We start from the raw sequence: 22239 nt of genomic DNA on the forward strand, positions 1-22239 counted from the left end.
GCAATAGCGGCTTTGCGCGGGTCGATTTGTTCGTTCTGAGGTGCCTCATGCGGTGCGGCAGAGGGGCTGCTTTGCGGCGGCTCGACCACTGTCGTCGAGGCTGTTGTTTCCGGTGACGCCGTCACGTTTTCATCGTCGCTATGCTGTGCTGCCTTACGCGCTTTGACCCGGGCGATAGCGGCGGCAATAGCGGCTTTGCGTGGATCTGCGGTGTCGTTGGACGGCGTTTCGGCAACCACGGACAGCTGCTGAGCCTCGGCCTGTTTGGCCTGAGCGCGGGCAATTGCGGCCGCGACGGCCGCTTTCGGTCCATCATTTTCCGGTGCGTTCAACGCTTTTTCAGCCTGAAGCAGGCGGGCCTGCGCTTTGCGGGCCTCGCGGGCGGCGATTACCGCGCTGTTATCCGGCTGCTGGCCGGGTTCAATGCGAATATCGAGCTGAACGGCCGAGGTTTGTTTATTCCGCACCCTTTCCAGCGCCGCCATGACCGCATTTTTATCGGTGACTGCGACGCTGGCGGCAGCCTGTTTGTGACGTTGTTCTCGCGCCTGTTTTTCTTTTGCCAACCGTGCCTGACGGGCATCGAAACGCGCCTTGGCTTCCGCCGCTTTGCGAGATTCCAGATCCAGCGCCTGGATCTCCGCTTTTTCCTGACGGTAATACTGCACCAGTGGAATATTGCTGGGGCACACGTACGCACAAGCGCCGCACTCGATGCAATCAAACAGATGATGCTGACGTGCTTTCTCGTGCTCTTGCCCCCGGCTAAACCAATAGAGTTGTTGCGGTAACAGCCCGGCTGGACAGGCGTCGGCGCATTTCCCGCAACGAATACAGCCTTGTTCTTCTCCCTGCGCCTGAATCTCATCACGGGCGGGAGCCAGAATGCAGTTACTGGTTTTAATGATGGGAACGTCCAGTGCCGGCAGGGTGAACCCCATCAATGGCCCGCCCATGATCACCATCGGTTGTGTGTTCGTGACGTGATAACCGGCATGACGTAACAGGTGACGTACGGACGTCCCCAGCCGTGCCCAGACGTTGCCCGGCTGGCGTAACGCATCACCGGTGAGGGTGACGACGCGTTCAGTCAGTGGTTCGCCGTCAATAACGGCGCGTTTGATGGCGTACGCGGTACCGACGTTTTGCATGAGTACGCCGATAGCCGATGAGTGTTTGCCGAACGGCACCTCTTTGCCGGTCAAAATACGGGTGAGCTGCTTGGCGCCGCCAGACGGGTACTTGGTGGGGATGACACGCATTTGAATGCGCGGATAATCCACCAGCGCCACACGCAGCGCGGCAATGGCTTCCGGTTTATTGTCTTCGATACCCAGCAGAATGCGTTGCGGCTGTAGCAGGTAATCAAGGATATCAATCCCTTGGGCGATTTCCCGGGCGCACTCCTGCATCAGCCTGTCGTCGGCGGTGATATAAGGTTCACACTCGGCGGCGTTGATGATCAGGGTTTCGATGCCGCGTAAACCGCCCTGCAGTTTGGCGGCGGTGGGAAAACCGGCGCCGCCCAATCCGGCGATGCCGGCCTGATGCAACTTGTCAACTAATTCGGCGGGCGTTGCTTGCCGGTAGTCGACAAGAGGATGGCGTTCGCACCAACGGTCCTGGCCGTCGGGAATGATGATGACGCTAAGCTCGGTCAGTCCGGAAGGGTGGTTACTCATGTGCTGACGAATGGCATGGACGGTGCCGGATGTCGGTGCGTGCACCGGCAACATTCTGCCGAAACCCCGCGTCAGCGGCTGCCCGCGTAACACCCGGTCGCCGACGTTGACGCACAAATCGCCTTCCGGCCCGAGATGCTGCTTAAGCGGGATAATCAAATAGTCAGGCATAGGTGCCTGACGCAGCGGCACCTGACTGGATTGGGTTTTCATTTCCGGGGGATGAATTCCACCCGAAAAATCCCAGATTCTGTCTTTTCTGAAGGCGGCGAACAGCTTAAACATGATTTTCGATCACACGATTTTCCGCCTGGATGACGCGTACCGGAATGGCATCAAGGTTCCATTTCCAGTTGGTGGTCGTCGGGGCTAAAGGTCTTAATTCAATACAATCCGTCGGGCAGGGCGCCACGCACAGGTTGCAGCCGGTGCACAGATCGCGGATGACGGTATGAACGGCGCGGGTGGAGCCGATAATCGCGTCTACCGGGCAGGCCTGAATGCATTTGGTACAACCGATGCAATTTTCCTCGTCAATCCAGGCGACTTGCGGTTCCGGTTTTTGCGGTGTTCCGGCGTCAAGCGGTTGCGGTTCGATATTCAGGCGTTCCGCCAGCTTGATCATCAGCGGTTCGCCGCCCGGTACGCATTTATTGATTTGCTCGCCATTGAGCGCAATCGCTTCGGCATAAGGCCGACAACCGGGGTAGCCGCACTGACCGCATTGGCTTTGCGGCAGCATGGCTTCCAACTGTTCCACGACGGGGTCCGCCTCTACCCTGAAGCGCCGGGAGGCAAACCCCAATACCAGGCCGGAGACTAAGGCCAGAGCGCTGAGCGCTGCAATGGCTATCCAGATGGTGGTCATCACAGTTTCACCAAACCGGTAAAGCCCATAAAGGCCAGCGACATCAGCCCGGCCGTCACCAGGGCGATAGACGACCCCCGAAATGGTGCCGGTACATCAGCCACCGCAAGACGCTCACGCAATGCGGCAAACAATACCAGCACCAGCGAAAAACCGACGGCGGCGCTGAAACCATACAGGGTCGATTGCAGAAAATTGTGCGATTGATTCACGCTCAGCAAGGCTACGCCAAGCACGGCACAGTTGGTGGTGATTAGCGGCAGGAAGATACCCAATAAGCGGTAGAGCGCCGGGCTGGTTTTGCGCACCGCCAGTTCAGTGAACTGTACCACGACGGCAAAAACCAGAATGAAGGCCAGCGTACGCAGGTAGAGCAGGTTTAACGGCAGCAGCACATAGGTGTTGACCAGCCAGGAGAATACCGACCCCAGCGTCATCACAAATGTGGTGGCAAACCCCATGCCGATGGCGGCTTCCAGCTTTTTGGACACGCCCATAAACGGGCATAGCCCCAGGAATTTTACCAGTACAAAGTTGTTGACCAGAATCGTGCCAACAAACAGTAAGACATATTCGCTCATTACAGTGCCTACATAACAAAACCGGCGTATTATCGGGCATTGTCCGGCATTCGGCAACTTACCCTCTGTGGGGTTATTAGGCGATTGCGCGCAGGGTGGGTGATATACCCGCCGTACTGCACGTTGCCGGTGCGTTGGTTTTTTTACCCGGCTCATTTCTGGGCGCCGCCCCTTCAGTGCCGCAGCAAGCGGGGTTCAACGCTGCTCCCGGCAGCGTTGTCGCTCACCCAGTCACTGATTTGAGTTAAACTTCTGGGGATTCCGTATTGCCCGAAAGAACGCATGCGCGGTGCCGCTCAAATTATTCGGGGTATATAACGATAATCTGAGGCGGTAAAAGGTAAGCAAATATGAAGACGGACATGGCGTAAAACGGTGTGAAACAGACATGAAGGCTACACGGGTATATACTATACCCGTCATACTGCACGTTTCATCAGACAACAAAATGCCAGACTGATTTCGGGACTTGCCCAATATCGAACAATTTTCCACCGGACGCTAATTCAGCGCGGCGATGATCGGCTGCACGATACATATTGATAATATCGTGATCGTCAGTCAGAGAATAATTAAGGTGATCAAATAATTTCTCAAGACTTTCTAGTGAATTAACTTTTCTGAATTTTAACAAATATTCGTAAACGCTCATTTGCGCAAATTTATCAATGATGTGATTTTAGAAGATTTAGTATATTCCCCGTGATGATTCTGTCCAGTATTGTATTCAAAAATATATCCGTCATACGTCAAATTGTCGGCTTTTCCCGCTGGTCCTGACCCCTTACCCCTTACCAGAGTCAGTAACCGGGAATTCTCGATGTCGACGTCTTCCTGAAACTTGATTTATACCCAAAATAATTCGAGTTGCAGGAAGACGGCGACGCAGCGAATCCCCAGGAGCTTACTCAAGTAAGTGACTGGGGTGAGCGAGGAAAGCCAACGCACCTGCAACTTGAAGTATGACGGGTATATGACGGGCATACCCTAATTACCCGCTAAGTTGGCTGTATTGTGACCATGTTGGATAATAAAAAGTACATTATATTGAAGGACGACGCGGTATCGATATTGGGTTGATGGTTTAATTGGCGAGGTATTTCACAAACTGTGAGTAAAACGCTGCACGTCTCGCGTGGCGGCAGAAAAGGGTATGGCTGGAAAATGAGAAAGCCGACAGGTGTTTCTTTGTTTTTCTGCCACAATCCTGGCTGGCTGGGCAATGGTAAAAAGGTGTGAATAGCGTCGGTTGCACAGAATGGAATTCCGCTCAGGTAGCGGAAGGGCGAGTGTCTTCGTCCTTTAACGAAGGAAAGGCCGGTAATGACATCCAATCGGTTTCTTCCAGTTGGGTTCGGGTCGTGTCGATGACGTGGATAAAAGGGAAAACGTATATGCAAGGTAGAACATATCTTATTGCAGCCAGCATACTCTGTTCTTCGCTGGCGCAGGCGGCATCATCGTCTGACGTCAGTATGGCGCTCTCAGGCATGAAAGCGCAAATTGATAATGGGTTGGTTTCTGTTGCTATCGGCAGTGATGGCAGCATTGGTACGCTGTCAAACGGTAGCCAGAATCTGATCGATAAAGCCAATAGCCAGGTTAATGCGCTCGGCAAAAGCAGTACCGGCTATCTGGATTATTATTCAGGCTCATTTTTGAAGTTTAAACCACAGCAGATTTCTGTTATCGAGAACAGTAAAGATATTGTGCATGTTGCTTATATCGATAATGAAACCAGCACACTGAGCCTGGAATATCATTTCATTGTGCGGCGTGGCGTCAGTGGGATTTACAGCTACGCGGTAGCGCGTAATGATACCTCATCTAATCTCACGGTCAGTGAATTACGTGGCGTATACCGGTTTAACCCCTTCCTGCTCGATCATATCTCCAACGGTATTCGCACCACGAAACCCTATCTTTATTCCCAGCTCAATAACTTTGAAAAAATCCAGGATGAGACCTGGAAATTGCCGGACGGCAGCTATTACTCCAAATACGATTTCGCCGGTTATATGCGTAAAACACCGGTGTGGGGCGTATACGGCAATAATATCGGTGCGTGGATTATTCCAGGCAGTACCGAGTATATGTCCGGCGATGACACCAAACAGGATTTGATGGTGCATCAGGATGGCCTGGCGATCATGTATATGACCGGTTCGCATTTCGGTACACCGGATCTGATAGCGCCTCCGGGCTGGCAGAAACTGTATGGCCCCTGGTTGTTGTATGTCAATACGGGCTCGGATGACCAGATGTATCGCGATGCGCTGACGCGTAGCCAGCAGGAAATCGCCGACTGGCCTTATAAGTGGGTCAATGACAGCCGCTTCCCGCTGGATCGCGCCAGTGTTTCCGGCAGTATCAATACGACGCAACCACTAAACGTGACGCTATCGTCCCCGTTGAATGAAGCGTCGGATGTACAGACGTTGGGTTATGCCTTTACCACCAATACCGATAATCAGGGTAATTTCCGCTTTGATAAAGTGCGCAAAGGCAAATATACCCTGACGGTTTACGCCAACGGCGGTAACCGACCGGGTGTGCTCTACAGCGACGTAGTGAATGTAACCGGCGCAACGCAGATACCGGCGATTCAACTGTCTGAGGCCGCTCCGGTGGTGTGGTCTATTGGTAAGAGCGACCGGTTGGCGTCCGAATTCCGTTTTGGCGATCAATTGCGTAATTATCACTGGCAGAATGATGTACCGGCCAATCTGACGTATACCGTTGGTCAGTCGAGCCCGGCGCAAGACTGGTATTACGCCCAGACCAACCCCGGCAGTTGGAATGTGAACTATGTCGACCGTGCCGACGGCAGCGGCAGGGTGCTGAACGTGGCGTTTGCCGCCGCCAGCAACCGCGGGATGACCAATCCGACGACGCCTTCGTTGTCGGTGTCGGTGAACGGCACCAAAGTGAAAGACATTCAGTATGACAATGACAAGGCGTTATACCGTGGGGCAATGAACAGCGGTAAATATCACTACGAGCGAATGACTATCGATGGTGGTTTGCTGCGCGATGGCAATAACACCATTACCTTCACGCTCAATGGCGGTACTTTCATGTACGATGCCGTGACATTAACGAAATAGCGATGTGAACGGCCATGTTTGGGATGCTGAACATGGCCGACAAGATAACAAAGCCGGCACAACGTGTCGGCTTTGTCTTTTACCGACGGAGCGTCGGCGTTATGCCCGGTGTCCGCACAGCTTGTAATACAGATCGTTCCAGCGCAGCCCATCTTTGAAGGCCGGTAGGGTGGTGTGCTGATCAATTACCGTCAACTCGATGTTGTGCAAGTCGGCGTACAACCGCAGGTAATCGAGATCCAGCGACTGCGTAAACACGGTATGGTGGGCACCGCCGGCCAGAATCCAGGCTTCGGCGGCGGTTTCCAGCGACGGCTGCGCTTGCCAGAGCGCGCGGGCGACCGGCAGCTTCGGCAACGGATGCGGCTGAGCGACGGCATCGACCTGATTGACCAGTAGACGGAAACGATCGCCCAGATCGATCATGCTGACGTTCAGCGCCGATCCGGCCGGGGCGGAGAAGATCAACCGTACCGGATCCGCTTTGCCGCCGATCCCAAGGTATTGCGCATCCAGCAGCGGTTTGGCCTCGCTGGCGATACTCGGGCACACTTCCAGCATGTGCGCGCCCAATACCAGATTGTTGCCGGGTGCGAAATGGTAGGTGTAATCCTCCATAAAGGAGGTGCCGCCGGGCAATCCCTGCGCCATCACTTTCATCACGCGCAACAGCGCGGCGGTTTTCCAGTCGCCTTCGGCGCCAAAGCCATACCCTTGTTGCATCAGTCGTTGTACCGCGATGCCGGGCAGTTGCTTGAGGCCGTAGAGGTTTTCAAAATTGGTGGTGAAGGCTCTAAAACCGCCCTGATCGAGAAAGCGTTTCAGGCCGATTTCGATGCGCGCCGCATCCAGCAGATTCTGCCGTTTAGGGCCGTGCAGTTTGACGGCATCGCTTAAGGTGTAGGTCGCTTCATATTCTTCAATCAGCGCGTCAATGTCGCCCTGACCGACATCATCCACCACGCCGACCAGATCGCCCAGCCCCCAGGCGCTGACGGCGTAACCAAACTGGATTTGCGCACCGACTTTATCGCCTTCGGTGACCGCCACTTCCCGCATATTATCGCCAAAACGCGCCACTTTAAGCTGGCGGCTTTCCTGCAACGCCGCTGCGACCCGCATCCATTTGGCGATGCGTTCATGGGCGTTGCGATCCTGCCAGTGACCGACCACCACTTGGTGCGCCTGACGCATACGCGCGCCGATAAAACCGAACTCGCGTCCGCCGTGGGCGGTTTGGTTCAGGTTCATAAAATCCATATCCATGCTGTCCCACGGGATATCGGCGTTGAACTGGGTATGGAACTGCAACAGCGGTTTATTCAGGATACTCAGGCCACCAATCCACATTTTGGCCGGTGAGAAGGTATGCAGCCAGGCCAGCAGCCCGATGCAGTTATCCTGATAGTTGGCGTCGCGGCACAACGCGGTAATTTCATCCGGCGTTTTGACCAGCGGTTTGAGTACCAGCCGCACTGGCAGGTTGGCGTCGCGGTTCAGGCCATTCACGACTTTTTCGGCGTTCTCTTTTACCTGACGCAGCGCTTCCGGGCCATACAGATGCTGACTGCCAATCACAAACCAGACTTCGAGCGGCTTAAATTGTTCCATGATGACTCCTGTTTAGGTTCCCAGCGGGATATAAAATGATGTTCGGCAAATACTTAATCGTTTGCCCCAGCGTGAGGGGCGTAAGCAGGTTCCGCCAGCCGACACCATTGCTGATAACGTTCGTAAAGCTGTTGATAACGGGCGACCCGTTGCGGATCCGGCATCAGGGTGCGTTCGATACCGCAGGCCATATGCCGTTGTGCAGAGGGAATATCCGGATGCGATCCGGCCGCGACGGCGGCGAAGATGGCCGCACCCAGCGCGCAGCATTGATCCGAGGCGACGATCTGCATCGGGCGATTCATCACGTCGGTACAGACTTGCATAATGGTGGCGGATTTGCGGGCAATCCCTCCCAGCGCGAGCACGTTTTCTACCGGAATGTGCTGAGATTCAAAGCAAGCCATGATGGCGCGCGCGCCAAAAGCGGTGGCGGCGATCAACCCGCCGAACAGGGCCGGGGCATCGGTGCCGAGGTTAAGATCGGTGATCACGCCTTTGAGGCGCTGATTGGCGAACGGCGTACGGCGGCCATTAAACCAGTCGAGCACCACCGGCAGGTGGTCGAGCGACGGGGAAGCAGCCCAGGCTTGCGTCAACTGGGCCAGCAGGCTGGATTGCAGTTGATCGAGTTGCGGCTGCCATTCCGGGTGTTCACTGGCGGCCAGTTGCAGTGGCCAGCCCAGTACGCGGCCAAACCAGGCGTACATATCGCCGAAGGCGGATTGTCCGGCTTCCAGACCGATGTAGCCGGGCACCACGCTGCCATCGACCTGACCACAGATCCCGGCGATCGTCTTGTCGCCGACGCGATCCGCGTCGGCTATCAGAATGTCGCAGGTCGAAGTACCGATAACTTTGACCAGCGTATAAGGCTGCGCTCCGGCACCGACCGCGCCCATGTGACAATCAAAGGCACCGCCGGCGATAACGACGTGTTCAGGTAATCCTAAGCGCTGCGCCCATTGCGGCGTCAGCGTGCCGACCGGATGATCGGCGGTCCAGGTTTCGGTAAACAGCGGGTAGTGCAGTTTTTCCGTCAGGCAGGGATCCAGCGCCTGTAAAAAATCTTTTGGCGGCAATCCACCCCAGTCGGGGTGCCACAAGGATTTGTGTCCGGCGCTGCAACGACCACGACGAATGGCATCCGGTGCCGTGGTGCCGGAGAGCAGGGCCGGTACCCAGTCGCACAGTTCTATCCAGGAGACCGCCGCCTGACGCACCGCCGGGTCCTGCCGGGTGATATGGAGAATTTTGGCCCAGAACCATTCCGATGAATACACCCCGCCGATGTAGCGGGTGTAATCCGGAAACTGGCCGCTGCGGCATAGCTGGTTGATGGCTTCGGCTTCATCAATGGCGGTGTGATCTTTCCATAGCACAAACATGGCGTTGGGGTTATCCGCAAACTCCGGACGTAGCGCCAGAACGTTACCTTGTTCATCTATTGGCGCCGGCGTTGAACCGGTGGAGTCGACGCCAATGCCGGTTATCTGCTGACGCTGTTCGGGAGTCAATCGTGCGACCACGGTACGAATCGCCAGTTCCAGTGATTCGATGTAATCCAACGGATGGTGGCGAAACTGGTTGCTGGCGGGGTGACAATATTGTCCCTGACGCCAGCGCGGATAATAGACCACTTCTGTTTCCAATTCCTGCCCGCTGCGGCAATCCACCGCCAGCGCACGGACAGAATCGCTGCCAAAATCAAGACCGAGAGTAATGGCGCCCGCACTCATCGTTGCTGCTCCTGTTAATCGTAGGGATCACGCTGTTTACGATAGACAGGCCGTACCGGCGCCGTGAGGAGCGGTTAGCTGGAAGTATGTATTTTTCTGTCGCGCGCAGGGGTTTTGTGATGGCGGTCATAAGTTAATGGCAGGTTAAATTTGCTGAATCTATGTACAAATCAGCTGTAGTTTCTGAATGTGATTGTGCTCTCTCTTCGTGGTGAAAATACCCGCTACAAATTACGCGTCTAAAGGAAAACGGAGAAGAGAATCAAAATAACCCTTTGTTTTTTCATTGTTCCAGAAAACAACATCTTACTGAGAGCGTTTACACGCGTGATGGCACCTCCGGTTGCCATCGTGTTAAAGATAACAATGAGCGGAGAAGACCATGCATAAATTCACTAAGGTTTTGGCGGCGATTGGGCTGGCTGCGGTTATGTCACAATCGGCTATCGCGGAAAATATGAAGCTGGGCTTTCTGGTCAAACAGCCGGAAGAGCCCTGGTTCCAGACCGAATGGCGGTTTGCCGACAAAGCCGGTAAAGACCTGGGATTTGACGTTATCAAGATAGCCGTACCCGACGGCGAGAAAACCCTCAATGCTATCGACAGCCTGGCGGCCAGCGGCGCCAAAGGGTTTGTCATCTGTACCCCCGACCCGAAGCTGGGGTCGGCCATCGTTGCCAAGGCGCGCAGTTATAACCTGAAAGTGATCGCCGTGGATGACCAGTTCGTCAATGCTAAAGGGCAGCCGATGGACAGCGTGCCGCTGGTGATGATGGCCGCCACCAAAATTGGCGAGCGTCAGGGACAGGAATTATGGAAAGAAATGCAGAAGCGCGGCTGGAAACTTCAGGAAACGGCGGTCATGGCGATCACCGCTAATGAGTTGGACACCGCTCGCCGTCGTACCTCCGGATCGATAGATGCGCTGAAAGCCGCCGGATTCCCGGAAAAACAGATCTATCAGGTGCCGACCAAATCCAACGACATCCCCGGCGCATTTGATGCCGCCAACTCGCTGCTGGTGCAGCACCCCAACGTGAAAAACTGGCTGGTGGTCGGCATGAACGACAATACCGTGCTGGGCGGCGTGCGTGCGACAGAAGGGCAAGGATTCAAAGCGGCCAACGTGATCGGCATTGGCATCAACGGGGTGGATGCGGTCAGCGAATTGTCTAAAGCGCAGCCAACCGGCTTCTACGGTTCATTGCTACCCAGCCCAGACGTACACGGCTACAAGAGCATCCAGATGTTGCATGACTGGGTAACCAAAGGGGTAGAACCGCAGAAATTCACCGAAGTGACCGATGTGGTGCTGATTACCCGCGATAACTTTAAAACCGAACTGCAGAAGAAAGGCCTGATGTAATGACCCTGGTCCGCCTGAGAGTGTCGGGCGGGCAGGACACTGGCGCGCCGTCACGCCGACGGTGCCGCCCATTGAGGATGCTGAAATGACCGTACAGTCACCTTATTTATCTTTCCGGGGGATCGGCAAGGTTTTTCCCGGCGTCAAAGCCCTGGACGACATCAGTTTTGACTGCCATGCCGGACAAATCCATGCATTGATGGGGGAAAACGGCGCGGGCAAATCCACCTTGCTGAAAATTTTGAGCGGCAATTACACGCCGTCGCAGGGAGAAATTCAGATCAAAGGCCAGCCGGTGCGCTTCGCCAATACGATGGACGCGCTGAATGCCGGTGTGGCGATCATCTATCAGGAATTGCATCTGGTGCCGGAAATGACGGTAGCGGAAAACATCTATCTGGGACAACTGCCGCACAAGGGCGGGCTGGTAAACCGGTCGCTGCTGCGTTATGAAGCCGGTTTGCAATTACAGCATCTCGGGCTGGATATCGACCCGGACACCCCGCTGAAATATCTGTCCATCGGGCAGTGGCAGATGGTGGAAATCGCCAAGGCGCTGGCGCGTAACGCCAAGATTATCGCCTTTGACGAGCCGACCAGCTCGCTGTCGGCGCGGGAAATCGAACAGCTGTTTCGGGTGATTCGCGAGTTGCGCAGCGAAGGTCGGGTGATTTTGTATGTGTCGCACCGTATGGAGGAAATCTTTGCGCTGAGCGATGCCATCACCGTGTTCAAAGACGGGCGCTACGTGAAAACCTTTAGCGACATGCAGCAGGTTGACCACGCTCAGTTGGTTCAGGCGATGGTGGGGCGCAATCTGGGCGATATTTACGGCTATCAGCCACGCCCTCACGGCGAGCCGCGGCTGGAACTGCATGAGGTGAAAGCGGTGGGCGTGAAATCGCCGATTTCATTATCCGTACGCAGCGGTGAAATCGTCGGCCTGTTTGGGCTGGTGGGCGCCGGACGCAGTGAGCTGATGAAAGCGCTGTTCGGCGCTACCGGGATTACCGGCGGCGAGGTGCGGCTGGACGGTCAGCCATTACACGCCAGAACGCCTGGCGATGCTATCCGCCGCGGCTTGATGTTGTGCCCGGAAGATCGCAAAGCCGACGGCATCATTCCGGTGCATTCGGTGCGGGACAACATCAACATCAGCGCCCGTCGCAAGCATATTAAAAACGGTTTCATCATCAATGACGCCTGGGAGGAGGAAAATGCCGATCATCACATTCAGGCGCTGAATATCAAAACGCCGTCGCCGACGCAGCTGATCATGAACCTGTCCGGCGGTAATCAACAGAAGGCGATCCTTGGCCGTTGGCTGTCGGAGGACATGAAAGTGATCATGCTGGATGAACCGACCCGCGGCATTGACGTCGGCGCCAAGCATGAAATCTATCACGTGATCTACGAACTGGCCCGTCAGGGCATTGCCGTGCTATTTGCCTCCAGCGACTTGCCTGAAGTGCTGGGACTGGCGGATCGCATCGTGGTGATGCGCGAGGGCGCCATTTCCGGCGAACTGCTGCACGATGAAGCCAGTGAACAGCACGTCCTGAGTCTGGCGATGTTGAAAACGACTGCTACTGAACCCGCGGTTGCCTGACCGCCAAGGAGTTGATGATGTCTACGGTTAGTTCCCCTTCCCACGCCGGCAAATCTCATGGCTTTAGCCTGTCCCGCATTTGGGATAATTACGGCATGTTGGTGGTGTTTGCCGCCCTGTTTCTGGCTTGTGCGTTGTTCGTGCCGAATTTCGCTACCTTCGTCAACATGAAAGGGTTGGGCCTGGCAATCTCCATGTCGGGCATGGTGGCGTGCGGCATGCTGTTTTGCCTTGCTTCCGGCGATTTTGACTTGTCGGTCGCGTCGGTGATTGCCTGCGCCGGTGTCACCACCGCGGTAGTGATCAACCTCAGTGAAAGTTTGTGGTTGGGCGTCGGCGCCGGGCTGTTGCTGGGGGTGGCGTTCGGTTTGCTCAACGGGTTTGTCATCGCGCAACTGAAAATCAACGCGCTGATCACCACACTGGCGACCATGCAGATTGTGCGTGGGCTGGCGTACATCATCTCCGACGGCAAGGCGGTGGGTATCGAAGATGAGCGTTTCTTCACGTTGGGGTACGCCAACTGGCTGGGGTTGCCGGCGCCGATCTGGCTGACGGTCATTTGCATGGTGCTGTTCGGTTTACTGCTCAATAAAACCACCTTTGGGCGTAATACGCTGGCGATTGGCGGCAATGAAGAAGCGGCCCGGCTGGCCGGGGTACCGGTGGTTCGCACCAAAATCATTATTTTCGGCCTGTCCGGGCTGGTTTCCGCCGCCGCCGGCATCATTCTGGCGTCGCGTATGACCAGTGGCCAGCCGATGACGTCGATCGGCTATGAATTGATTGTGATTTCGGCGTGCGTACTGGGCGGTGTGTCACTGAAAGGCGGCATCGGCAAGATATCCTATGTCGTGGCTGGGGTGTTGATTCTGGGAACGGTGGAAAACGCCATGAACTTGCTGAATATTTCGCCCTTTGCTCAATATGTGGTGCGTGGTTTGATTCTGCTGGCGGCGGTGATTTTTGACCGCTACAAGCAACTGTCGAAGAAAACGGTGTGATAACCGATGAGCGCCGGCCCTGAGCCGGCGCTACCCATAACAGACGAGAATCTCTTTTCAGGAGGCCGCATGTATCACCGTATGGCGCATGAGTCACAACCCAACCCGTTGCTGCCCGGTTATGCGTTTAACGCCTATCTGGTGGCCGGGTTGACGCCGATTCTGGCAGGTGGGCCGCTGGATTTCTTTATCGACCGTCCGGACGGCATGAAGGGGTACATCATCAACCTGACCATCAAAGGCCAGGGCAAAGTGCTGGATGGCGACGATACGTTTTTCTGCAATCCCGGCGACCTGCTGCTATTTCCCCCCCGTTCGCGGCACTACTATGGACGCGCTCCCAGCAGCGACTGTTGGTATCACCGCTGGGTCTATTTCCGGCCGCGGGCCTACTGGGCCGACTGGCTGGAATGGCACAGCAAAGGGTGCGACGTCGGGCGGCTGACGCTGTCCAGCACCGGGTTGTTGCAGGAGTTCGATAAACTGTTCGCCAATATTGAACAGACCCACCGTTCCGGCCGGCGTTTTGCCGAAGAGCTGGCGATGAACCTGCTGGAGCGCCTGCTGTTGCGCGCAATGGAGGAAGACCCGCAGAGCCCGCAACGGATTATGGACCCGCGGGTGATCGAAGCCTGTCAGTTTATTACCGGCAATCTGGCCGGTGAGCTGCGAATTGATGAGGTGGCGCGCCATGTGTGTTTGTCGCCGTCGCGGCTGGCGCATTTGTTTCGTGAGCAGGTAGGGGTGAATATCCTGCGCTGGCGCGAAGATCAACGGGTGATTCGCGCCAAATTGTTGTTGCAGACGACCCAGGAGTCGATCGCCGCCGTCGGGCGGGTGGTGGGCTATGACGATCAACTCTATTTTTCCCGCGTGTTCCGTAAACGGGTCGGCGTGAGCCCCAGCGATTTCCGCCGTCGCAACAGCGAAATCCATCATCCGGCGTTGGAAAGATCACTGGATGCCTCGGCCTGGCGGGGGGAACTGCTTGCATCACATCCGTGGATGGCAACGCCGTAACGTTTCGTGACCAGTCGTGAGCGCCGTTGGCGTTCACGGCCGATATTGAACACGGAACCGTCCGATAATTATCATTTTCCCCAGTGCTATACTAGGCTGTGTTCCGCCAGCGGTATGTTGGTGCGGGATGCGGCCTAATTGCAACAGGACTACGGGTCTGATCTTCAGGTCCGCCAATGAGGGGAAATATATGACGGATACCATCCGTGTTGGTCTATTGGGTTATGGCTATGCCAGTAAGACGTTTCATGCGCCGTTAATTGCCGCCACGTCAGGCATGAAGCTGGCGGCCGTGTCCAGCAGTGATGCCGGGAAGGTTCAGGCGGACTGGCCCTCGATGCGAGTCGAACAGGAGCCGCAGGCATTATTCAATGATCCCGATATCGATTTGATTGTTATTCCCACGCCCAATGACACCCATTTCCCGCTGGCCCGTCAGGCATTGATGGCGGGTAAACATGTGGTGGTGGATAAACCGTTCACCGTGACACTGTCACAGGCGCGTGAGTTGCGTCAACAGGCGGAGCACGTGGGTAAGCTGCTTTCCGTATTTCACAACCGGCGCTGGGACAGCGATTTTTTGACGTTGAAACATTTGCTGAAAACCGGGGCGCTGGGCGATGTGGTGTACATGGAGTCGCACTTTGATCGCTATCGGCCGGCAATCCGTCAGCGCTGGCGCGAAGACGGCGGCGAAGGGAGCGGTATTTGGTACGATCTGGCGCCGCATTTGATTGATCAGGTGCTGCAACTGTTTGGTTTGCCGGTGGCGATTCAGGCCGATCTGGCGCAATTGCGCCCCGGGAGTAAAGCCACGGATTATTTCCATGCCACTTTGATTTATCCCCAACGGCGTATTGTGGTGCATGGCACTATGCTGGCGGCAGCGGAAAGCGCTCGTTATATCATTCATGGTACTCAAGGCAGCTACGTGAAATTCGGCCTCGACCCGCAGGAAGATCAGTTAAAAGCAGGTGAAAAACCCGAGGATCACGACGACTGGGGGCAGGACAACCGCGATGGCGTGCTGACATTGCATCGCGATGGCGTACTGGCGGCGCAAACGGTGCCGACGATTCCCGGCCACTATCCTGCTTACTATGCCGGTATTCGAGATGCCTTACTAGGAAAAGGCGATAACCCGGTTCCCGTTGAGCAGGCCATCAATGTCATGGAACTGGTTGAACTGGGACTGACCTCACATGAACAGAAAAAAGCGATGACGTTGAGAAACAGTTAGCCTGCCAGGTATTCATGATTTGTGACGGAAAACCCATAATGCGAGACAGGTTTCAGCCTTGCATTATGGGTGTTTATTGCTGATAGTAGGGCATTGTTTAAGCAGGCGATCTTAGGATCGCCTGTATTTTTTATGTCTGAGGATGCAAACACGCTATGGCATGGTTACAACGCTTGAAAATTGACAAATTTTTGCTGGTTTTGATTGCGGTCGTTATCACCGCGTCTATTTTCCCGTGTGAGGGCGCGACCAAGGTTTTCTTCGAAAATCTGACCAATGCGGCCATCGCACTGCTGTTTTTCATGCATGGCGCCAAATTATCCCGTGAAGCCATTACCGCCGGGATGGGCCACTGGCGGCTGCATCTGGTGGTGTTTGCCAGTACCTTTATTCTGTTCCCGTTACTGGGGCTCGGCATGGCGTTCCTCTCTCCGCAGATATTAACACCGGGGTTGTACCTCGGTTTCCTGTATTTGTGCGCGCTGCCGGCCACCGTACAATCGGCGATTGCGTTTACGTCGATGGCGCGCGGCAACGTCGCGGCGGCTATCTGTAGCGCATCGGCCTCCAGCATTTTGGGGGTATTCCTGTCGCCGGTACTGGTCGGATTGCTAATGCATACCCAGGGAGGGCAAACTGATACGCTGCATGCAATCGGTTCGATTATCATGCAGTTGATGGTGCCGTTCGTTATCGGTCATCTGTCTCGTCCACTGATTGGTGGTTGGGTTGACCGCCATCGTAAACTGATCAATATCACTGACCGGTCATCAATTCTTTTAGTGGTGTATGTGGCGTTTAGTGAGGCGGTGGTACAGGGCATCTGGCACCAGATTAATGGCTGGTCGCTGTTGGCGGTGGTGGTGTGTTCGTTGGTGCTGCTGGGAATTGTGCTGGTGTGCACCACGCTGGCGGCGCGTAAACTGGGATTCAGTACCCCGGATGAAATCACCATCGTTTTCTGTGGATCAAAAAAGAGTCTGGCGAACGGTATACCAATGGCTAATGTGCTGTTTCCTGCGGCGGCCGTCGGTGCAATGGTGTTACCGCTGATGATTTTCCACCAGATTCAGTTGATGGTATGCGCGACGCTGGCACAGCGGTATGCGAAGCGCACCGCACCGTTGGGCGATTCAGCAACGGCGACCGAAAAGTAATTGATAAGTCACGTAATTAAGTGGTCATTCCATTGAAAGTAACTATTGAATGGATAGTTACTTTATGGGATAGTCAACAAAGTAAATCTTTATTATAGTGGACGCCTGTGAGGCGGGTTTGTGCGGCTCACAGATACAAGGATATTTAAATTAATCGTTATTTATGAGGGACATACATGTATAAAAAAGTTTTGCTTTCGCTGAGTTTGCTCAGTGCTGTCGCCACCTCCCAGGCTTATGCCGCCAATACCGAAACCTGTGTCAAGACTGACGAGAAAGCTATCGCCAGTTTGTTTGATCGCTGGAATGCATCGCTGCAGACCGGTGATGCCAAGAAAGTTAACGCCAATTATGCCGCCGATGCAGTATTACTGCCGACACTGTCTGGAAAAATTCGAACAACAGATGCTGAGCGTATTGATTACTTTGAGCATTTCTTACCGAAAAAACCTGTTGGTAAAATTGATAACCGCGTTATCAAAATTGGTTGTAACGAAGCATTGGATATCGGTAACTACACCTTTACCTTCGGCGATAAGTCACAGGCTAAAGCGCGTTACACCTATACCTATGGCTACAAAGATGGCAAATGGTTGATTACCAGCCATCACTCGTCTGTACAGCCGCAGGACTGATTATACCGGGATAGCGTACGATAACGCTGTCTGTGTGTGAAAAAGCGGATACCTCAGGTATCCGCTTTTTTTATCGGCAAACCGTGAACCGATTCGCCGCTATGAATCAGGCTTGCCGTTGCAGGGCGCGTTGACGCAATCTCTGTTTTTCCTGCTCGGAGATAAATGCAATACGCAGTCCGTTCTCCTGTGCCTGGCGGATATCCTCCGGCGACAAGCCGGCTTCTGGTGCGGCGATTTCATATTCATGACGGATGTCGATGCCCTGAACCGCCGGATCATCGGTATTGATCGTGGCCGGAATGCCGTGGTGCAGAAAATGTACCAGCGGGTGTTCGTTCATCGCTTTTACCGTGCTGGTTTGCAGGTTAGACGTCAGGCAGGATTCAATACCAATCTGGTGCTCGGCCATATATTCCATCAGCGCGCTGTCGACGATGGCGGCGACGCCATGACCGATACGCTCGGCTCCCAGTTGTTGTATTGCCTGCCAGATGCTTTCCGGCCCGGCGGCTTCGCCGGCATGGACGGTGATACGCCAACCAGCATCGCGAGCGCGGGTAAAATGGGGCGAGAATAACTCACCGGGAAACCCGAGTTCATCACCGGCCAGATCGATGGCGACAATGCCGTCTTTGTGCGCCAGCAGCGCTTCCAGTTCTTGCTCGCAGGCATGGCTGCCGAAGGTGCGGCTCATGATGCCAATCAGACGCACCATGACGCGGTGGTCATAATCACGGCAAGCCGTAGTGATACCGTCGATCACCGCGTCTACCACACCTTCCAGCGGCAATTGATGGCAACGGGCCATGTAGTAGGGAGAAAAGCGCAGTTCGGTGTAATCAAGACCGGCACGGATAGCATCCTCCACATTTTCGTAAGCGACTCGACGGCAGGCGTCCAGCGATCCTAATACAGCGACACCCCAGTCCAGTTTTTGCAGGAAGCTGATCAAATCGGGTTCGCTATCGACTATCTGAACGTGAGGAAGCAGGGAGGCCAGGTCATGGCCGGGCAACTCGATATTGAACTGACGGCCCAAATCAAGGATGGTCTGTGGGCGGATATTACCATCAAGATGGCGATGGATATCCGTCAATGGAATGTACGGATCAATCATGTTTTAGTTTTACTCGTTTTTTATAAAAAAATCCATCAGCAGGCGATATTCCTCATGACACTGGCGTTAGCGGCTCCGCACCATGAGGGACAGGGTCTGATAATTCGGTATGCAGTATAAGAATAAAGGTACGTATATTTCTATTGATAAAAAGAAATTTTCGCATATCGACGAGGCGCTGGCGTCAGCCTATTTCGGGCGGTCAACCTTTGGCATAAGGGGTAAATGGCGCATTGGCAAGAATAACACCCAACGTAATGACGACGACGCCAATGACATTAGGCAAAGAAAAATGCTCGCCCAGTAACGGGACGGCGAGTAAATAAGCCAGCGCCGGACATAATGACCCTATCAGCGCACTGCGGCTTGGCCCGAGTTTCTGCACGGCAACGGTATAACTCAAGCTGGAAATAATTCCCGTACCCAATCCTTGTATCAGCAGGAACGGCAGCATCTCGTGCAGCGTGACGCTACGGAGATGTGATTCGACAACGCCTGTCGTCATTAAACCAAGCAACAGTAAGGCGGATGGAAGACTGAGCAACAAGACGCACCCGATCGTATCAAGTCCACTGCGGCGGATTGCCAGCGTATAGCCACCCCACAAAAGACTGGCCAGCAGCAGCATGGCACTACCGTGCATCATGGTTGTACTGAATCCCGGTAACACCATGGAGACGACTCCCACCAAAATAAGCAGAATGGCGCGCAATTGTGTCGTGCCGACGCGATGCCGAAACAGGACGAAAGCTAACAAGGCGACTGAGAGGGGGGACGTGCCAGCGATCAAGGCGGCGACATGCGCGGCCGTCGTTAAGTGGCCGCCTAGCGACGCGATGAAGAAATAGGGGACGCCGCCGCCAACAAGTATGGCGATGATTTCACGTAGGCGAAGGTTTGATAGTTGATGCAGGCGTGCGGGGAGCCAGGGTAACAACAGCAAGGCAGGGATACCGAACCGGAACAACGCAACGTCGGCAATCGACAGTGGTGAAGCGCTAATGGCTCTGATGGAAACGGCAAACAGCGACCACGCTATCACGGCAATGGCCATCGCCACATAGCCCAGCAACAGGCCGGCAGGTTGAGGTTGTACCGGCTGATACGACTGAGCCGTCCGTGGGTTTTTTACGTTTTCAACTTGCATGTCACATCCTTACGGGAATAGTCTTGATTTTGACCATAATACGTAGTTACCCGTGGTGATTTACTGCTATATCTTCTATTTATTCATTCCGTATTGGTGGATTCATCTAATTATGAGCAAACTCGATGCAACGGATCGACAAATCATCACGCTCTTGCAGCAAGACGGACGGCTGACGATCCAGGACTTGTCGGAGAAAATTAATCTCTCGCCAACGCCATGCCTGCGGCGGGTGCGGCAGTTGGAGAAAGCCGGCATTCTTACCGGCTACACCGCTATCGTAAATGAAGAGGCCTACGGCTTGCCGATTACCGCCCTGGTGCGTATTCGTCTGGAGCATCATTCTGAAGCATCGGTCCGGACGTTTGAGCAATCGGTAGGCAACATTGACGACATTATGGACTGCTATGTCATGGCGGGTGATGCAGACTACTTATTACGTGTGTTGGTGAGTAGCTTTCGTGATTATGAACGCTTCGTGCGGGATAAATTACAGAAAATTGGCGGTATTGCTTCAATCGAAACGAGTTTTGCGTATGGAATGGTTAAACGGTCGAAGGTTTTTCCTCGTCTCTGATCGTGGTGTTGCTACCACTGATAGTCGTGTTGCTACCAGGAATGCCGGGGAGAGCGCGAATCGGAAAAGGGAGCCGATGTTGAACCTGATGCTCGGCCCGAATGAAGCCGGCACCGTGTCGGTGCCGGTTACTATGACAGTAAGAGGGAATTACGGGCTGACGGAGGCGTCCGGTTGCGGCGCTTCCGGGGCGTCATCGCCTTGTTCAGGCACGTTTTCCGCCGGTTGAGTGATAAATGGAGCGATAAACTCCGCCAACGGCGTCTTGCGTCCGTTAAAGGTTACCGTCCCGTCGGTGTATTGCAGTGAACTGGTGATCGTGTTGTCTTTGGTGACGGTGATCTGGCTCATCTGACCGATATTCGCCATCAATTGCGCCTGCTGGCGCGCCATCTGCTCGAGTTGTTTTTTCTCTGCATCGGAACCGGGTTTGGCGGCGGTCTGCACCATCAGCTCGGTCACCATATCCAGCGGCACATTGAGCCGGGCCTCGAGGTTTTTGACCGACTGACGAATAATGGCTTCTTCGTCGGAGAGTTGTCCGGTCGGTGCGGCGCTCTTCTGCAGTGGATCGGTTAAATCCAGCGCCAGCGTGAAGGTACTTTCACCTTTGGCGTTTTTCCAACTGAATGGTGCGATCTTGATGCTAGGGTTGCCTTTCAGCAACTGCGGCAGATTATGCAGCACTAAGGCCGCCAGTTGCTGGTTGTAGACTTCCGGGGGAACATGATCGATATTTTGCAGCATCGATTGTAGGTTTTTCTGGTATTCGGTCATAAACTGGCGAGTGCCTTTGCCGTCCAACCCAGAGAAGTTGAAATTCAGGTTCCACGAGCCCAGATTTTGGTCGCGGAATAATGCCGATCCCAGTGACAGCGCCAGCTGTCCGGCCAGGTTCGCGTCATCTTCCGTGGTGTGATTGATCAACGAAAAGTCATTCAATACCAGGCTATCGCCGCTTTGCACGTTCAATGCCAGTTTTTTCAGCGTCAGCCTGGCGTCGCCGATTTCGAGATCGAATTTGCCTTTACGGGTATCGCTGTTAAGCGCCAGATCCTGCAACGTCAGTTTTTCGTTCTGCCCTTGCAGATTCGTTTTCTCCATCGTCAGACTGGCGACATTGCCGGCGACTTTACCGGCGCGCAGATCGCCTGCCAGGTCGACCAACAGCGTTGTACCGCTGAAATTGACCTTCATGTCCTGGTCCGTCACGTCCAGTGCTTCCAGCGTCACGGCGGAGTGGGTATCGCCGTTATAATCGATACGGCTATTCGCCGTGATAAACGGCTTGTTTTTGGTGAGTTCAAACAGCGCTTTTACGGATTCCGTGTTGGCTAGCTCACTGTGTACGGCGGCCATTGCCGGTTTCAGGCTGAACTGATTGCCGGTGAGCGGGAAAGGGCCGTGGAATACGGTTGTGTTGAATACCACTTCCTCATTGGTACCCAACAGGTGTTCGTTGGCATTGCTGCCGTCTGACTGTAAAACCAGTGCGACCTGGCTTTTGAACAGGCCACGCTGATAATCGCGGAATGCCACCTTGACGCCAGCCTGAGGGTAGGCATTTTTCAATTCGCCATTCAGATTATTGGTGACTTCGCCCATATGCTGTTCAATTTGCTTACCGGTAAACCAGGAGGCTCCCCCCCAGGCTGCGGCGAGCGCAATAACGACGCCGGCGGCTACAACTGTTTTTTTTGCCACGTTATATTTCCTTGTTAATTCAAATTTTTATATCCCTTATACCCATTACTCTTCACGCGGCCGGTGTGGTAG

Annotated in this window: 19 protein-coding genes; 10 read left to right on the top strand and 9 right to left on the bottom strand. The window is 54.5% G+C overall.

The features are described from left to right. The 4 genes from rsxC to ydgT form a co-directional block, all read right to left on the bottom strand. Positions 1–1967: electron transport complex subunit RsxC (gene rsxC, locus DCH402_RS09975; RefSeq protein ID WP_040003523.1), on the bottom strand; the 1967-nt coding region annotated here is incomplete at its 3' end. Beyond that, a complete protein-coding gene (gene rsxB / locus DCH402_RS09980) occupies positions 1960–2550 on the bottom strand; it encodes an electron transport complex subunit RsxB (protein WP_027712106.1) in 591 nt (196 codons plus the stop codon). The genes rsxB and rsxC, both read right to left, overlap by 8 nt. Then, the gene (gene rsxA / locus DCH402_RS09985) at positions 2550–3131 is read right to left on the bottom strand and encodes an electron transport complex subunit RsxA (protein WP_012769863.1); all 582 of its coding nucleotides are present in this window, start codon (positions 3129–3131) and stop codon (positions 2550–2552) included. The genes rsxB and rsxA overlap by 1 nt, the downstream gene beginning before the upstream one ends. A gap of 436 nt (positions 3132–3567) precedes the next feature. After that, entirely contained in the window at positions 3568–3783 is a 216-nt protein-coding gene (gene ydgT / locus DCH402_RS21285; protein ID WP_071604696.1) for a transcription modulator YdgT, read from the bottom strand. 458 nt (positions 3784–4241) lie between these two features. On the opposite strand from ydgT, the gene DCH402_RS23290 reads away from it, so the two are divergent. Together DCH402_RS23290 and DCH402_RS09990 are read left to right on the top strand one after the other, a co-directional pair. Next, positions 4242–4370: a hypothetical protein gene (locus DCH402_RS23290; protein ID WP_264085408.1), complete on the top strand. Its 129-nt coding sequence runs from the start codon at positions 4242–4244 to the stop codon at positions 4368–4370. A gap of 155 nt (positions 4371–4525) precedes the next feature. Next, complete coding sequence (locus DCH402_RS09990; protein ID WP_040000946.1) at positions 4526–6238, top strand: polysaccharide lyase family protein; 1713 nt, start codon at positions 4526–4528, stop codon at positions 6236–6238. A 99-nt stretch (positions 6239–6337) separates the two neighbouring features. Here DCH402_RS09990 and araA read toward each other — a convergent pair whose 3' ends face one another. Together araA and DCH402_RS10000 are read right to left on the bottom strand one after the other, a co-directional pair. Further along, positions 6338–7849, bottom strand: a complete 1512-nt coding sequence (gene araA / locus DCH402_RS09995; RefSeq protein ID WP_040000947.1) for an L-arabinose isomerase — start codon at positions 7847–7849, stop codon at positions 6338–6340. Between the two features lie 53 nt (positions 7850–7902). Then, the gene (locus tag DCH402_RS10000; RefSeq protein WP_040000948.1) at positions 7903–9588 is read right to left on the bottom strand and encodes a ribulokinase; all 1686 of its coding nucleotides are present in this window, start codon (positions 9586–9588) and stop codon (positions 7903–7905) included. Positions 9589–9970: 382 nt separating this feature from the next. Between DCH402_RS10000 and DCH402_RS10005 the strand changes: the two genes are divergently transcribed. From DCH402_RS10005 to DCH402_RS10035, 7 genes are all read left to right on the top strand, one after another. After that, complete coding sequence (locus DCH402_RS10005; RefSeq protein WP_040000949.1) at positions 9971–10954, top strand: arabinose ABC transporter substrate-binding protein; 984 nt, start codon at positions 9971–9973, stop codon at positions 10952–10954. Positions 10955–11039: 85 nt separating this feature from the next. Beyond that, positions 11040–12563, top strand: coding sequence for an L-arabinose ABC transporter ATP-binding protein AraG (gene araG, locus DCH402_RS10010; RefSeq protein ID WP_040000950.1), 1524 nt, complete (start codon positions 11040–11042; stop codon positions 12561–12563). A gap of 14 nt (positions 12564–12577) precedes the next feature. After that, on the top strand, positions 12578–13567 hold the full coding sequence (gene araH, locus DCH402_RS10015) for an L-arabinose ABC transporter permease AraH (RefSeq protein ID WP_411431454.1): 990 nt from the start codon (positions 12578–12580) through the stop codon (positions 13565–13567). Positions 13568–13636: 69 nt separating this feature from the next. Further along, on the top strand, positions 13637–14587 hold the full coding sequence (araC, locus tag DCH402_RS10020) for an arabinose operon transcriptional regulator AraC (RefSeq protein WP_040000951.1): 951 nt from the start codon (positions 13637–13639) through the stop codon (positions 14585–14587). A 190-nt stretch (positions 14588–14777) separates the two neighbouring features. Continuing rightward, positions 14778–15827, top strand: a complete 1050-nt coding sequence (locus DCH402_RS10025) for an oxidoreductase (RefSeq protein WP_040000952.1) — start codon at positions 14778–14780, stop codon at positions 15825–15827. 155 nt (positions 15828–15982) lie between these two features. Further along, positions 15983–16984: a bile acid:sodium symporter family protein gene (locus DCH402_RS10030; RefSeq protein WP_040000953.1), complete on the top strand. Its 1002-nt coding sequence runs from the start codon at positions 15983–15985 to the stop codon at positions 16982–16984. 176 nt (positions 16985–17160) lie between these two features. Continuing rightward, positions 17161–17619, top strand: a complete 459-nt coding sequence (locus tag DCH402_RS10035; RefSeq protein WP_027712094.1) for an SgcJ/EcaC family oxidoreductase — start codon at positions 17161–17163, stop codon at positions 17617–17619. Positions 17620–17725: 106 nt separating this feature from the next. On the opposite strand, the gene add is transcribed toward DCH402_RS10035, so the two are convergent. Both add and DCH402_RS10045 read right to left on the bottom strand, forming a co-directional pair. Continuing rightward, on the bottom strand, positions 17726–18739 hold the full coding sequence (add, locus tag DCH402_RS10040; protein ID WP_040000954.1) for an adenosine deaminase: 1014 nt from the start codon (positions 18737–18739) through the stop codon (positions 17726–17728). Between the two features lie 202 nt (positions 18740–18941). After that, positions 18942–19886: a DMT family transporter gene (locus DCH402_RS10045; RefSeq protein ID WP_040000955.1), complete on the bottom strand. Its 945-nt coding sequence runs from the start codon at positions 19884–19886 to the stop codon at positions 18942–18944. A gap of 112 nt (positions 19887–19998) precedes the next feature. Here DCH402_RS10045 and DCH402_RS10050 point away from each other — a divergent pair, with 112 nt between their 5' ends. Beyond that, positions 19999–20463, top strand: coding sequence for an Lrp/AsnC family transcriptional regulator (locus tag DCH402_RS10050; RefSeq protein WP_012769849.1), 465 nt, complete (start codon positions 19999–20001; stop codon positions 20461–20463). Between the two features lie 150 nt (positions 20464–20613). Here DCH402_RS10050 and DCH402_RS10055 read toward each other — a convergent pair whose 3' ends face one another. Further along, a complete protein-coding gene (locus DCH402_RS10055; protein ID WP_040000956.1) occupies positions 20614–22167 on the bottom strand; it encodes a YdgA family protein in 1554 nt (517 codons plus the stop codon). Between the last annotated feature and the right edge of the window lie 72 nt (positions 22168–22239).

Origin of the sequence: Dickeya chrysanthemi NCPPB 402 (genome assembly GCF_000406105.1) — a bacterium.
Taxonomy (GTDB): domain Bacteria; phylum Pseudomonadota; class Gammaproteobacteria; order Enterobacterales; family Enterobacteriaceae; genus Dickeya; species Dickeya chrysanthemi.

Excerpts from the sequence above, each read along its gene's own strand:
- DCH402_RS10045 (WP_040000955.1), bottom strand. The coding sequence starts at position 19,886 with ATGCAAGTTGAAAACGTAAAAAACCCACGGACGGCTCAGTCGTATCAG.
- araC (WP_040000951.1), top strand. The coding sequence starts at position 13,637 with ATGTATCACCGTATGGCGCATGAGTCACAACCCAACCCGTTGCTGCCC.
- DCH402_RS10005 (WP_040000949.1), top strand. The coding sequence starts at position 9,971 with ATGCATAAATTCACTAAGGTTTTGGCGGCGATTGGGCTGGCTGCGGTT.
- DCH402_RS10035 (WP_027712094.1), top strand. The coding sequence starts at position 17,161 with ATGTATAAAAAAGTTTTGCTTTCGCTGAGTTTGCTCAGTGCTGTCGCC.
- araA (WP_040000947.1), bottom strand. The coding sequence starts at position 7,849 with ATGGAACAATTTAAGCCGCTCGAAGTCTGGTTTGTGATTGGCAGTCAG.
- DCH402_RS09990 (WP_040000946.1), top strand. The coding sequence starts at position 4,526 with ATGCAAGGTAGAACATATCTTATTGCAGCCAGCATACTCTGTTCTTCG.
- rsxB (WP_027712106.1), bottom strand. The coding sequence starts at position 2,550 with ATGACCACCATCTGGATAGCCATTGCAGCGCTCAGCGCTCTGGCCTTA.
- add (WP_040000954.1), bottom strand. The coding sequence starts at position 18,739 with ATGATTGATCCGTACATTCCATTGACGGATATCCATCGCCATCTTGAT.
- DCH402_RS10030 (WP_040000953.1), top strand. The coding sequence starts at position 15,983 with ATGGCATGGTTACAACGCTTGAAAATTGACAAATTTTTGCTGGTTTTG.
- DCH402_RS10050 (WP_012769849.1), top strand. The coding sequence starts at position 19,999 with ATGAGCAAACTCGATGCAACGGATCGACAAATCATCACGCTCTTGCAG.
- DCH402_RS10000 (WP_040000948.1), bottom strand. The coding sequence starts at position 9,588 with ATGAGTGCGGGCGCCATTACTCTCGGTCTTGATTTTGGCAGCGATTCT.
- ydgT (WP_071604696.1), bottom strand. The coding sequence starts at position 3,783 with ATGAGCGTTTACGAATATTTGTTAAAATTCAGAAAAGTTAATTCACTA.
- DCH402_RS10025 (WP_040000952.1), top strand. The coding sequence starts at position 14,778 with ATGACGGATACCATCCGTGTTGGTCTATTGGGTTATGGCTATGCCAGT.
- araH (WP_411431454.1), top strand. The coding sequence starts at position 12,578 with ATGATGTCTACGGTTAGTTCCCCTTCCCACGCCGGCAAATCTCATGGC.
- rsxA (WP_012769863.1), bottom strand. The coding sequence starts at position 3,131 with ATGAGCGAATATGTCTTACTGTTTGTTGGCACGATTCTGGTCAACAAC.
- araG (WP_040000950.1), top strand. The coding sequence starts at position 11,040 with ATGACCGTACAGTCACCTTATTTATCTTTCCGGGGGATCGGCAAGGTT.